This is a genomic window from Isoptericola sp. NPDC055881 (genome assembly GCF_053615895.1).
The window spans coordinates 1-12,173 of sequence record NZ_JBSHCR010000044.1; the positions used below are offsets into that span (position 1 = coordinate 1).

Annotated in this window: 11 protein-coding genes; 2 read left to right on the forward strand and 9 right to left on the reverse strand. The window is 74.9% G+C overall.

Annotated elements, in window-relative coordinates; all coding sequences use genetic code 11:
* Window positions 1–53 precede the first annotated feature (53 nt).
* Together ACWGKI_RS13865 and ACWGKI_RS13870 are read right to left on the reverse strand one after the other, a co-directional pair.
* A complete protein-coding gene (locus ACWGKI_RS13865; RefSeq protein WP_452187723.1) occupies window positions 54–1,073 on the reverse strand; it encodes a DUF4190 domain-containing protein in 1,020 nt (339 codons plus the stop codon).
* 199 nt (window positions 1,074–1,272) lie between these two features.
* Complete coding sequence (locus ACWGKI_RS13870) at window positions 1,273–1,899, reverse strand: DUF4190 domain-containing protein (protein WP_452187725.1); 627 nt, start codon at window positions 1,897–1,899, stop codon at window positions 1,273–1,275.
* Window positions 1,900–2,082: 183 nt separating this feature from the next.
* Between ACWGKI_RS13870 and ACWGKI_RS13875 the strand changes: the two genes are divergently transcribed.
* Window positions 2,083–2,754, forward strand: a complete 672-nt coding sequence (locus ACWGKI_RS13875; protein WP_452187727.1) for a phosphatase PAP2 family protein — start codon at window positions 2,083–2,085, stop codon at window positions 2,752–2,754.
* Between the two features lie 61 nt (window positions 2,755–2,815).
* Complete coding sequence (gene lhgO, locus ACWGKI_RS13880) at window positions 2,816–4,090, forward strand: L-2-hydroxyglutarate oxidase (protein WP_452187729.1); 1,275 nt, start codon at window positions 2,816–2,818, stop codon at window positions 4,088–4,090.
* 90 nt (window positions 4,091–4,180) lie between these two features.
* Here the strand turns inward: lhgO and ACWGKI_RS13885 are convergent, their stop codons facing one another.
* The 7 genes from ACWGKI_RS13885 to ACWGKI_RS13915 form a co-directional block, all read right to left on the reverse strand.
* Window positions 4,181–5,575 (reverse strand): apiosidase-like domain-containing protein, encoded by a 1,395-nt coding sequence (locus tag ACWGKI_RS13885; RefSeq protein WP_452187731.1) that lies wholly within the window; start codon window positions 5,573–5,575, stop codon window positions 4,181–4,183.
* A complete protein-coding gene (locus ACWGKI_RS13890) occupies window positions 5,572–6,969 on the reverse strand; it encodes a hypothetical protein (RefSeq protein ID WP_452187733.1) in 1,398 nt (465 codons plus the stop codon). The genes ACWGKI_RS13885 and ACWGKI_RS13890 overlap by 4 nt, the downstream gene beginning before the upstream one ends.
* Window positions 6,966–8,015 carry a glycosyltransferase family 2 protein gene (locus ACWGKI_RS13895; protein ID WP_452187735.1) on the reverse strand — a complete coding sequence of 350 codons (1,050 nt, stop codon included), beginning with the start codon at window positions 8,013–8,015 and terminating at the stop codon, window positions 6,966–6,968. Before ACWGKI_RS13895 ends, ACWGKI_RS13890 begins: the two co-directional genes overlap by 4 nt.
* Window positions 8,008–8,868: a hypothetical protein gene (locus tag ACWGKI_RS13900; protein WP_452187737.1), complete on the reverse strand. Its 861-nt coding sequence runs from the start codon at window positions 8,866–8,868 to the stop codon at window positions 8,008–8,010. The genes ACWGKI_RS13895 and ACWGKI_RS13900 overlap by 8 nt, the downstream gene beginning before the upstream one ends.
* Window positions 8,869–9,708 carry an ABC transporter permease gene (locus ACWGKI_RS13905; RefSeq protein WP_452187739.1) on the reverse strand — a complete coding sequence of 280 codons (840 nt, stop codon included), beginning with the start codon at window positions 9,706–9,708 and terminating at the stop codon, window positions 8,869–8,871.
* Window position 9,709: 1 nt separating this feature from the next.
* The gene (locus ACWGKI_RS13910; RefSeq protein ID WP_452187741.1) at window positions 9,710–10,924 is read right to left on the reverse strand and encodes an ABC transporter ATP-binding protein; all 1,215 of its coding nucleotides are present in this window, start codon (window positions 10,922–10,924) and stop codon (window positions 9,710–9,712) included.
* A gap of 62 nt (window positions 10,925–10,986) precedes the next feature.
* Complete coding sequence (locus ACWGKI_RS13915) at window positions 10,987–12,051, reverse strand: glycosyltransferase family 4 protein (RefSeq protein WP_452187743.1); 1,065 nt, start codon at window positions 12,049–12,051, stop codon at window positions 10,987–10,989.
* Window positions 12,052–12,173 lie beyond the last annotated feature (122 nt).

Below are 12,173 nucleotides of genomic sequence, written 5' to 3' on the forward strand. Positions count from 1 at the left end.
GTTCACGTTCTGAGCGCTCAGAACGTGAACAACCACCTGTTCGGCGGGGTGGGTCAGCTGCCCGGGAGCTGGCTGCGGAGCTCCTCGGGGAGCTGGTCGCGGATGCCGTCGGGGAGGCTGTCCAGGAGGTCCTCGCACGACGTCGGGTCGCCCGCCTGGCACTGGCCGCCCAGCTCCTGCAGCCGGTCGGTGTCACCGACGGTGCCCGCGAGCTCCCGGAGGTCGTCGAAGGACATGCCGCTCGACAGCCCGCCGAGCAGCAGGTCCGGGATGGACAGGTCGGTCTGGGTGACGTCCTCGGCCTGCGCCAGGGCCTGCTCGATGTCGTCGCCGTACGTGTTCCACAGCATCAGGCCCACCACCACCAGGACAGCCGTCACCACGACCTGGATCGACCCGAACGTCACGCCCGTGACCGCCATGCCGCGGCCGCCCGTGCCGCGGCGGCGCGTGCGGTCCATGCCGACGCCGCCGAGGACGATCGCCAGGACGCCCAGCAGGGGCACGACGAACCCGAAGATCCCGGTGATCAGCGCCGCCACCGCCGTCGGCTCGGTTCCGCCACGACGCTGGGGTGCGCCGTGGCCGGGGACGCCTGCTGGTGCGGGAGCCGGCGCGGCCGCGCGGGCCGCGGCCGGAGCCTGGGCAGGCGCCGCCCCCCACGGCGAGGCCGGGGCCGGCGCGGCCGCCTGCCGCGGGGCCGCGGCGGGCGACGGCGCAGCGGCCACGGGTGCCGGCCGAGAGCCGACAGGCCGGGACGACGCCGTCCGCAGCGGGGGCGCGGGCGGCGGGGTCGTGCCCGCGGTCTGCGGCGCGAACACCTGCGTCGCGTCCCCACCCTGCGGCGCGAACACCTGCGTCCGGTCCCCGCCCTGCGGCGCGAACACCTGCGTCGCGTCCCCACCCTGCGGCGCGAACACCTGGGTGCGGTCGGCGCTCTGGGGCGGCAGGACGCTCGTCTCCGCGGACGCGGCGGACGGCGTCGCCGGAAGCACCTGCGTCCCGTCCTCCCGCGGCGGGAACGCCTGGGTGGGCGGGGCGTCGTGGGCGTCGTACCCGCGCGGGTGGCTCATGGTCCTCCTGGTCGCTTCGGCGTCGGGGCAGACGTCGGGGCAGACGCCGGGTCGGGCGCCGTCCGACCCGCGATGCTACCCACCCGACGGCACCCGGCGGCAGGTCCGACGGGTCTCCACGCAGGACCTTCGCACTCCGGCCGGACGGCCCGGCAGCGCGAGCCCTCGACGGGCGCCTCACGGGCGCGACCCGCGGCGGCTACCGAGCGCGCAGCAGCGCCGCCGACGTGTCGAACGTGGTCTGGAAGTCGCTCGGGTCGATCTGGGAGAACAGCGCGACGGCGAAGACGACGACCAGGATCCACGCGACGACACCCACCGCCCCCAGCACGATGCCGGCGATCGCCATGCCCTTGCCCTGCTGACCCGTGCGCGAGATCCGCGACAGGCTGATGATCCCCAGCACGATCGGCACGATCGCCAGGCCGAGGATGCCGGTCACGAGCGCCGCGATCGCCCAGCCGTCGGTGCCGGCCGACGGCGCGTACGGCTGCTGCCCGTACGGCTGCGCGTAGGGCTGCTGCTGGTACGCGGGCGGCTGACCGTAAGGCTGCTGCGCATGCTGCTGCCCCGCGTCGCCGTACCCCGGCACCGGGCCCGGCTGCTCCCCCGACACCCCCGGCTGCGGGTACGCCGGCGCCTGCTGGTACGGGTCCGGCTGGGACTGGTACGGGTCCGGCTGGGACTGGTACGGGTCGTGCTGCGGGGCCTCGGGCTGCGGGGGGTACGGCTGGCCCGGCTCACCGGGCTGCTCGGACTGCTCCCGCCGCTCCGGCTGCTCGGGCCGCGGTGCGTACGGGTCTGGCTGGTTGCCGTCCTGGCTCATGACCGTTCCTTCTCGTCGACGCCGCGCGACGGGGCGCGTCCCGGCCGCGTCCTGCTCCCCCCACTATGCCGGAGGGCGCGCGCCCTCCGCCGGAGGCGGGAGGTCGGCGGGCCGCCGCATTTCACCCGCCCTGGGGCAGGCCCGCGTCTCGACCGCCGACCGGGCCCGGGCGACGATCGGACCATGACGGTGGACCGGTGGTGGGGCGCCGTGCGCCGGTACGACGCCGGGACGCTCGCCGTGACGTCCGTGCTGCTCGTCGTCGCGCTGCTCGCCGACTACGGGTTCGCGGTGCGGACGGCGGCCGGGCAGCGCCTGGACGTGGCCGCCTTCGGCGACGTGAGCCTGCTGCACGACCTGGTCGGGACCCCCGCGGGCTGGCTGCGCGACGCCGCGCCCGTGCTGCTCGCCGCGGCCGCGCTCGTCCTCGGCGCGCTGGCCCTCGCGCACGGGCGGTGGCGGAGCGTGACGGCGGGGGCCCTGGCCACCGGGGCCGCCCTCGCCGCGGCCACCGTGCTGCGCGACGTCGTGCTCGACCGCCCCATGCTCGGCGGCCACGGGTACGCCCAGAACACCCTGCCCAGCGGGCACGTCGCCGCGGTCACGGCCCTCGCCCTCGCGGTGCTGCTGCTGTGGCCCGGCGTGCGGCCCGCCCCGCCCCGGTGGGCGGTCGTGGGCGGGGCCGGGGTGGTCGCCGCCGCCGCAGGGGCGTCCGTCGTCACGTACGCGCACCGGCCGAGCGACGTCGTCGCGGGCGTCCTCGTCGGGGTCCTCGCGACGACGCTGTCGTGCTGGCTCGTCCGGCCGCCCCTCGCCGTGGCCGAGCCGCGCGTCGTCGCGCCGCGGCGCGCCTGACCGGCGGGTTCACCCGACCGTTCACCCTGTCTGCCGCTCCCCCCGGGGCACCCCGGCTGCCATGCTGGACGCGGCGGGCCAGGACAGGGACCCGGCCCGCCACCGTCCACCGGACCGGGGAGGAATCGTGCGCATCATCGTCGTCGGAGGCGGGATCATCGGGCTGGCGACGGCGGCACGCCTCGCGCGCCGCGGCGACGACGTCACCGTGCTGGAGAAGGAGCCCGAGCTCGCGCTCCACCAGACCGGCCGGAACTCCGGGGTCATCCACTCCGGCCTCTACTACGCGCCCGGGAGCCTCAAGGCCCGCCTGGGCACCGCGGGCGCCGCGTCGATGACGCAGTTCGCCACCGAGCACGGCATCGCCGTCGCCACCACCGGCAAGCTCGTCGTGGCGACCAGCGCCGACGAGCGCGACCGGCTGCGCACGCTCGCCGAGCGCGGCGCCACCAACGGCGTCCCCGTGCGGGAGCTCGACCCCGTCGAGGCGCGCGAGTACGAGCCCGACATCGCCTGCGTCGGAGCCCTCCGCGTCGAGACCACGGGCGTGGTCGACTACCGCGGCGTGTGCGCCGTCCTCGCCCGCCAGGTGCGGGCCGCCGGCGGCACCGTGCTCCTCGGCCGCGCCCTGCGCACCGCCTGCGTGATCGGCACCCAGGTGCACGCCGAGGTCGACGTGGTCGACACCCGCGAGCGCCACGAGCTCGTCGCCGACGCGATCGTCGTGTGCGGCGGCCTGCACGCCGACCGGCTGGCGCTGGCGTGCGGCGTCGACCCCGGCGCTCGGATCGTGCCGTTCCGCGGCGAGTACTTCGACCTCGCGCCCCGCGCCGCCGACCGCGTGCGGGGGCTCGTCTACCCCGTGCCCGACCCGCGGTTCCCCTTCCTCGGCGTGCACCTCACGCGCGGCGTGCACGGCGGCGTGCACGCCGGGCCCAACGCGGTCCTGGCGCTCGCCCGCGAGGGCTACCGGCGCCGCGACGTCGCGTGGCGGGACGTCGTCGACGCCGCGTCCTGGCCCGGGCTGTGGCGGCTGGCGGGACGCAACCTCGCCCCCGGCGCGGCCGAGGTCGTCCGGTCCGTGTCGCGCACGCTGTTCGCCGCGTCCGTGGCGCGGCTGCTGCCCGGCACCACCGCCGACGACCTGCACCCCGCGCCCGCCGGCGTGCGCGCGCAGGCCCTGCACCGGGACGGGTCGCTCGTCGACGACTTCCTGCTGCGGACCGCGCCGCGGCAGGTGCACGTCATCAACGCGCCGTCGCCCGCCGCCACCGCCTCCCTGGAGATCGCGCGGCACGTCGAGGCGGAGCTGGACCGCACGATGGCGGCCGTGTGACGTCACGGTGACCGCGCACCGCGCCGGGTGTCACCGAGCCGTGCGTCACCGAGCCGTGCGTCACCGAGCCGTGTGTCACCGCGCCGGGTGTCACCGTGCGGGCCGGACCACCAGGAGCCAGTCGGACTGACCGTCGGCGTGGGTGCGGTCCGGAGGGGCGAACGTCCCGTCGGTCGCGCGGCCCGCCTCGTGCGTCTCGCCGGTGGACGGGTCCCACCACTCCCCCGCCCCGACGTCGTACGGCGCAGCGAGGCGAACCTCGCGGGCCGAGGGGACGTACACGACCGCGAGCGCACCGTCGGGATCGGCCGCGCAGGTCGCGTGGTCCGACTCCAGCGGGTCGGCCGTGCCGTCCAGCTGCGAGCCCTGGGTCGCGGCAGCACCGGCACCCGCCAGGAGGACCGCGCCGGCGAGGTCGGGCACGAGCTTCGCCCAGTCGAGCGCTTCGAACCGGGCACGGACCAGGCCGAGCTGGGCGACCGACGACGACTCCAGGTCGCCCAGGAAGTCGCCCTGGGAGCGCCACACCGACTTCCGGCCGTAGGCGACCTGGACGCCCCCGGAGGTCAGGGTCCAGAGCGCCTGACGCCGGATGCTCGCGGGGGTCGTCGCCGGCCCGCCCGTGTTGTTCTCGTCCTCGAAGTTGGTCTCGGCGAGGACGACCGGCCCCTGGTCGAGGGCATAGCCCTGGGACACGACCTCGTCCGCCGGCGCGTAGGTGTAGGCCGCCTGGACGTCGGCCCGCCCGCGCCAGCGCGGGTTGTCGGCCGAGAGCGAGGCGTCGTTGTGGAACTGCACGGTGGCGGGGTGCGCGTCGCCCGCGTCGCGGATGCCGTCGAGGCAGGCGAGCAGGAGGGGGTCCAGCCGGTCCCAGTCCGCCCGGGCGTAGTCGACGCCGAACAGCCAGACGATGCCCGGGGCGTCGCCGTACCGCTCTCCGAGCAGGCGGCCGTAGCCGCGGCACTGGTCGAGGTCGTCGAGCCCGTAGGACACCAGCGGGCCCATGGCGCCCAGGACGACCGACGTCCCGTGCGCCGAGGCAGCCTGCAGCACACGGTCCAGGCGCTGCCAGTAGCCCTCGTCCCAGCGTGTGATGTCCCCGTCGAGGAACGCCTGCTGACCGTCGGCGCAACCGTCCACGCGGTTGTCGCCGTCGATGTGGAAGGGGAGGGCGGAGGTCTGCAGCCCGTTGAACCCCTGACTCCGGCGGGTCCGGAAGTACCGCGCCAGCTGCTTCTCGTCGTACACGGCGGGCATCGTCCACACCGTGTCGGCGAGGACGAGCACCGGCGTCCCTTGCTCGTCGACCAGGTGCCGCCGGTCTGGCGACACCGAGTGCACGACGGCGCCCGAGGCCGCCGCCCAGCGCTGGACGGCGGCGCTCGGGAGCGCCGGTGGCGGGACGTCCCGGGAGCACGCGGCAAGTGCGGCGCCGCCCGTCGCCAGCCCGGCGAGGGCCAGGAACTGCCGGCGCGTCACCGTCATGAGGACGTGAGCGGCTGAGGCTCGCAGTGGGTGAGCCGCACCCCGAAGCCGGTGGGCCGGCCCTCGATGAGCGCGCCGTCCTCGTCCCCGACGAGGTCGATCGTGTAGGTGTCCCCGGCGGAGAGCAGCTTCTGCCGCCACGTGTTGGCACCGCGGCGCCACTCGACGACGAGCACCTCACCCCACGCCACCTTGACCTGGCAGCCGTCCGCCCAGGAGCCCATGTACGGGTGGATCGGCGCGCCGTCGGGTCCGTACGCCGTGCGAGAGGCGTCGCCCGTCCGGGCGTTGTCGGAGTAGGCCGTCGCGGCGGGCCAGGTGATCGCGGCCCCGAGCCACGGGTCGCCGTGGCAGTCGGTGGTGTTGCACGTCCAGGACGCCGGGACCCCGGTGACCACCGCGCAGGTCGCGACGTCCGTGCACGGCGGGGTGGTCGGAGAGGTCGTCGGCTGTGGCTCCGGGTCGATCGGGTCGCCCGGGACCTCCGCGTGCTGTGCGAGCACGTAGGTGAAGGCCGCCGTGCCCTGCACGCTCACGACCTGGCCCGCCGAGACCCCGGTGATGAGCCGGGTCGAGCCCGCGGCGAGCGTGGCGCGGACCGTGCCCGGACCGGTCGGGGTGCTGGCCACGATCTGCGCGGTCCCTGCGGTCACGGTGACGGACAGGCCCTCCGCGACGGTCGCGTCGAGGTAGACCGGAAGGGTCGCGGCGTAACCGCTCTGGCCGGCCTTGACCGGGCCCAGGGACGCCGGCCAGAGCAGGGCATGGCCGGACAGGTTCTGCCCGAACGGGCAGGAGCCCGACGTGCAGGTCAGCGACGCGGCGGTCGACGGCCCCTGCCACGCGCCCTCCGGGACCGGCGTCGGCGTGGGAGTGGGAGTGGGCGTCGGCGTCGGCGTCGGAGTGGGTGTGGAGGTGCTCGTCCGTTCCGCGGTCCAGGTGAAGGCAGCCGTGCCTTGGACAGCGAGGACCTCGTCGGCCGCGAGCCCCGACACCACGACGGACTGACCCGCCGCGAGCGCATAGGTGCGGTGGCTGGACGCCTGCGGGGACCCGGCCGTGAGCTGGGCCTGGCCGCTCACCACACCCACGCGCAGGCCGTTCGCGGCCGAGGCCGGCAGATAGACCGCGGCGCCCGCCGTGTATCCCAGACGGGCACGGGTCGCCCCGAGCTCGGCCGGCCACACGAGCGCCTGACCGGACAGCTGCGCCCCCCAGGGGCACGGGCTGCTCGTGCACTGCAGGCTGACGGTGCTCGAGCTTCCGCTCCACTGGTCGGCGGCCGTGGCGCCGGGCGCCGCACCCACCAGCCCGACGAGGACGGCCAACGCGCCCAGCACAGCCCACCAGCTCGTGCGGCGGCGGCCGCCGGTCTTCGCGTGTGTCGTCCTCATGGCCGTGCTCCGGTCTGGTCGTGGCCGGCGCCCAGCGCACCGGCGTAGGTGTCCGTCGTTGTCGGGGTCCCGCGCTGCTCGGCGGCACGGGCCCGCAGGCCCGCGACGGTGCCGACCGCGAGGCCACCGAGCTCGATCGCGGACCTCAGCAGCACGCCCGGGGACCGCAGCCGGCCCCGGCGATCCAGGTCGGACCGCCCGGTGAGCGCGCGGACCACGTAGCCGCAGCGCATGCGCGCCTCGAGCAGCGTGGTCACCGCGAGCCGTCGGGGGTAGGGCGACTGCGGCCCGAAGACGCGCACCAGCATCGACTGCTGGTTGCGTCGCGCATAGTAGTGCCACCGGCGGTCGAACCGGTCGCCCTTGATCTCGTACGGGGCGGACACGTGCCGTACGACGGCGGTCGGGGTGAACACCAGGCGCCTGCCGAGGGCACGCTGGCGCAGCGAGATGTCCGTCTCCTCGCAGATGCACGGCCCCGGGTACCCGCCGTGCACGCCCCCGACGTCGAGGATGGCCTGCCGCAGGAACGACATGTTGGCGCCGAGGAGGTGGTCGACCGCGACCGGCCGTCCGGGGTCGGCGCTGAACGAGCCCGTGAGCCGGCCGTCCGGCAGGAGCCGGCCGATCTGGTCGAGGCCCTCGCGCTCCTCCCCGGGCTGGCCGTTGACGATCCGGCCCCCGACGCCGACGACGTCGGGGTCGGCGTAGCACGCGAGGATCTCGTCGAGCCACCCCGCGTCCACGTAGGCGTCGTCGTCGACGAAGGCGACCACGTCCCCGCGCGCGGCACGCACCCCGATCGCGCGGGACTCCGGGGTCGTGCCCGGTCCGAGGTCGTTGCGCAGGTACCGCACGCCCGCGTGCTCCCGCACGACGTCCCGCGTGCGGGTGTCCGGCGAGGCGTCCACCACGATGATCTCGAGCGGTGTCGTGCGCAGGCGGGCAAGGTGGTCCAGGCACTCCCGGACATAGTCCGGCCGGCGATACGTCGGGATCACGACGCTCACGGACCGCGGTCCGCCGGCGAGGTGGGCGTCATTCATCGCGCGCCTCCTCGGCCACGGTCACGAGGCGGAACCACGCGGGGTGCTGGCGCGTCGGCGTTCCGAGCACCGCCCGCCACGGGTGCTCCGTCCGCTCGACCCACTTGCGGTACACGATCGGCGCCGAGTACAGCGCGGTGTGCCCGGACCAGCCGAACTTCTGCCGCATCTGGAGACGTGGGCGCACCCACGAGTAGTGCAGGACGGCCCGGTCCGGCCGCACCACCTCGTGCACGGGCCGGTGGTATCCCTGCACGTGGTCGGTGTGCCACGGGCGCAGGTCGACCCGGTAGTGCACCGCGGACGGCGCCTGCCGCGCGCACTCGAGCCGGGCACCCGGCCGGACGGCCAGCGGGCCGGGGAAGCTGGCCGCCGGTCTCCACAGTCGCGTCGAGGCCTCGAGGTAGCGACCGCCACGGGCCCCCGCGTCCCCCACCCGGGCGTACAGCCAGCGGGACGGGTACTCGAGCGCCCCCGCCCCGGCGTCCTCCGCACGGGCGAGCGACCCGAAGAACGTCTCCGGGGACACCATCACCTCGTCGGTGTCGAGCTGCAGCACCCAGTCCGCGCCCTCGGACGCGCGGTCGAGCGCGTCCTGGCGCTGGAAGGTGTCGTTGGCGATCGGCTCCTCCTCCGGCCGCCAGAAGTCGCCCGGCGCCAGGACGCACTTGCCCTCGACGTCCAGCTCCTTGAGCACCGTGAGGCACTGGTCCACCGGCAGCGGCGTGCCCGTCCACGAGATCGCGCTGCGGTCGTACGACACGACGATGCGATCCACGCGGTCGTAGTAGGACCGCACGCTGGCGGCGAGGAAGTGCGGGTCCGCGGCCAGGACGTACGCGTGCACTCGCATCTAGATCACGTCCGCGAGCTGACGCTCGTACCGCTGGAAGACGAGCACGCCACCCGCCAGCACCACGAGGCTCACGGCGACCATCCCGCCTAGCTGCCATGCCGGCGGAGCGGGCTGCCCGAGCATCGACCACCGGAACGCGTCGAGGAACCACGACAGCGGGTTGGCCACGAAGAGGAGCTGCACCGACTGCGGCAGGCCTTTCACAGCCTCGAGCGAGTACGCCACCGGGGTCGCGTACAGACCCATCTGCAGCACCCACGGCATCACGTAGCCGACGTCGCGGTACTTGACCTGGAGGGCCGACGCGGCGAGCCCCACCCCCATGGCGACGGCGAGCAGCAGGAGGACCCAGACGGGGACCAGCAGCACGGGCCACCCGGGGTTCACGCGGTAGACGAAGAGCAGCACGATCCCCAGCGCGAGCGCCACCGCGAAGTCCAGCAGCACGCCGACCGCCGTCGACAGCGGCACCAGCATCCGCGGGAAGAAGACCTTCGCCACGAGCGCCTGGTTCGCCACGAGCGACGTCGACGCTCGTGACACCGTCTGCCCGAACAGGTTCCATGCGAGCATGCCCACGAAGCTGAACAGGAAGTAGGGCGTGCCGCCCGTGGGCAGGTTCGCGACCGTGCCGAACACGAGGGCGAAGATGCCCGCGCCGAGCAGCGGCTGCACCACCACCCACGCCACGCCGACCGCCGTCTGCCGGTAGCGCAGCAGCACGTCACGCTGCCCGAACCGGTACAGCACCTCACGCGCCTCCCACAGCTCCCGCCACCGCGGGAGGCCGAGACGGCCGGGCGGGGTGACGACGACCTGTGCCGTGCCTGCAGCCATGTCAGCGCCCCTCGAAGTCGTAGTCGGCGAGCACCACGCCCTGGGCCGTCGCCTCGTCGAGCGTGGCCTCCGGGTAGGGGGTGCCAGGCAGCACCTCGAAGACCGCCGCACCCTCCCAGGCGTCCAGCACGCCGGACTGGCAGACGTAGACGTCGAACGTGTACCGCCCCGGCTTGAGCCACGGTGCCCGCACGGTCAGGCGGATCTCCTGCTCCTTGCCCGGCTCGTACCAGCCACCGACCGCTCGCGAGTCGCACTGCGCCACCACCGTGCCGCTCGCGTCGTTGACGTGGCACGACACGAAGTACTGACCGACCAGTTCCGCGTTGGAGCCGACCGTGACCGTGAAAGCCTTCGGCTCGGCGGGGTCGAACACGTCCGTGTCGGGCACGACCGCGCTCGCGCGCAGGGCGCCCGTGCCGGGACGGCGCGCGGCGTCCTGCTGCTCCGCCGCGAACCGGTCGAAGCTGCGCCGGTACACGTCGAGCGCCCCGTCCACCGAGCCCGCATAGGTGAGCCGCCCACGGTCCAGGTAGACCGCGCTCGTGCACAGCGCCGTCACCGTCGGCACCAGGTGGCTGACGTACAGCACGGTCCGGCCGTCCTTGGCGACGTCGCGCATCTTCGCCAGGGACTTGCGCTGGAACTCCGCGTCACCCACGGCCAGGACCTCGTCGATCGCGAGGATCTCCGTGCGCAGGTGGGCGGCCACGGAGAACGCCAGCCGCACGTACATGCCGGACGAGTACCGCTTCACCGGGGTGTCGAGGAACTTCTCGATGCCCGAGAAGTCGACGATCTCGTCGAACGACGCTCGGATCTCCTTGCGCGTCATGCCGAGGATCGCCCCGTTGAGGAAGATGTTCTCCCGCCCGGTCAGCTCGCTCGAGAAGCCGGTGCCCACCTCCAGCAGGCTCCCCATGCGCCCGTTGAGCTCGATCCGTCCCCGCGTCGGGGCGGTGATCCGGGTGAGCAGCTTGAGGAAGGTGGACTTGCCGGCCCCGTTGCGCCCGATGATGCCGAGAGCCTCGCCCCAGGGCACGTCGAGGTCGATCCCGTCGAGGGCGTCGAACTCGGAGAAGCGGGAACGGGCCCACGGGCTGCGGAGCCTGGCCGCGACCGCCTCCACCGCGGTGGTCGGGCGCTCGCCCGAACGCCCGATGCGATACGTCTTGCCGAGCCCTCTGACGGAGACGGCGGCCTGAGTTGCGGACACGTTTGGAGGCTATGCGTCGGCGGGTGGCCGCGACGATGGTGCGGTGGGGTGAACTGGTGGATTCACCCGACGCCGAGGACGTCGCGCCAGACCCGCGCGTGACCCTCCGCGCTCGCTTCCCAGGTGAAGCGGGTAGCCCGCTGCCGCCCTGCCGCGACCGCGCGGGCGACACCCGGGCCGACCGAGAGCACGTGGTCCAGCCCCGCTGCGAGGCTCGGTCCGTCAGGCTCCACCAGCCACCCGGCGTCGCCGCACACCTCGGGCAGCGCGGCACGGTCCGCCGCCACCACCGGCACCCCGCACGCCATCGCCTCCAGCGCGGGCAGCCCGAAGCCCTCGTGGAGGGACGGGACCACGACGGCGCTCGCCGCCGCCATCAGACCGGGAAGGACCTCGTCGGGGACCCGGCCCACCCGGAGCGCGCCGTCGAGCGGCCCGAAGAGCCTGTCGCGGCGCTCCGCCGGTGGCCCGCACAGGACGAGCTGGACGTCGGGGTGCGCCGCGCGGACTCGCGGCCAGGCGTCCGCCAGCCCTTCGAGGTTCTTGCGCAACGTGGCGCCACCGGCGTGCAGCACGAAGCGGCCCTGCAGCCCCAGCCGCGCACGCGCGTCCTCCCCGAGCGGCGCGGCGTCGAAGAACTCCGCGCCGACCCCGTTGGGCACGGCATGGACCATGGCGAGGCCCAGCCGCTCCGCCACGTCGTCGGCCGAGTACTGCGACACGGCCACGACGGCGGCGGCCCGGCGCGTCTCGGCGGCGGCGTAGGGCTCCGGCGGCGCCTCGTCGGGGAAGCGCCACGCGACGGTGTCGTGCACCGTCACGACCTCGGGCACCGGCGCCGGCGGCAGGGAGAGGCCCATGCGGTGCACCAGCCCCGCCCCGCGGTAGACGTAGCGCCCGGCGGCACGACGCAGCGCGGGCGACGTGCCGCGCAGCACCGCCCCGGGCACCCGGCCGGTGCCCGGCAGCTCGGAGCGCAGGCTGCGCAGCACCGCACGGCGCACCCGCGCGTCGGACCCCATCGCGTGCTGGGCGCGGCGGGCGATCTGCTCCTCGTACGCCTGGGGGCCCATCGGCAGCGCCGAGGCGAAGGTCGCGAGCATCAGGATCGGAGGCACATGGGACACCCGGTCATTGTCGGCCGCACCCCCCGCGCGGAGGCCCGCTGCCCGGGGGCGAAATCCGGCTCGCACCGGGTGAGATCCACCGCCCTGGCCCCGATCCGGCGCCGTGTCTTCCTACGATCACG

Bases quoted from the DNA above. Each gene is read 5' to 3' on its own strand.
- ACWGKI_RS13865 (WP_452187723.1), bottom strand. From the start codon at position 1,073: ATGAGCCACCCGCGCGGGTACGACGCCCACGACGCCCCGCCCACCCAG.
- ACWGKI_RS13905 (WP_452187739.1), bottom strand. From the start codon at position 9,708: ATGGCTGCAGGCACGGCACAGGTCGTCGTCACCCCGCCCGGCCGTCTC.
- ACWGKI_RS13900 (WP_452187737.1), bottom strand. From the start codon at position 8,868: ATGCGAGTGCACGCGTACGTCCTGGCCGCGGACCCGCACTTCCTCGCC.
- ACWGKI_RS13875 (WP_452187727.1), top strand. From the start codon at position 2,083: ATGACGGTGGACCGGTGGTGGGGCGCCGTGCGCCGGTACGACGCCGGG.
- ACWGKI_RS13885 (WP_452187731.1), bottom strand. From the start codon at position 5,575: ATGACGGTGACGCGCCGGCAGTTCCTGGCCCTCGCCGGGCTGGCGACG.
- lhgO (WP_452187729.1), top strand. From the start codon at position 2,816: ATGCTGGACGCGGCGGGCCAGGACAGGGACCCGGCCCGCCACCGTCCA.
- ACWGKI_RS13895 (WP_452187735.1), bottom strand. From the start codon at position 8,015: ATGAATGACGCCCACCTCGCCGGCGGACCGCGGTCCGTGAGCGTCGTG.
- ACWGKI_RS13870 (WP_452187725.1), bottom strand. From the start codon at position 1,899: ATGAGCCAGGACGGCAACCAGCCAGACCCGTACGCACCGCGGCCCGAG.
- ACWGKI_RS13890 (WP_452187733.1), bottom strand. From the start codon at position 6,969: ATGAGGACGACACACGCGAAGACCGGCGGCCGCCGCCGCACGAGCTGG.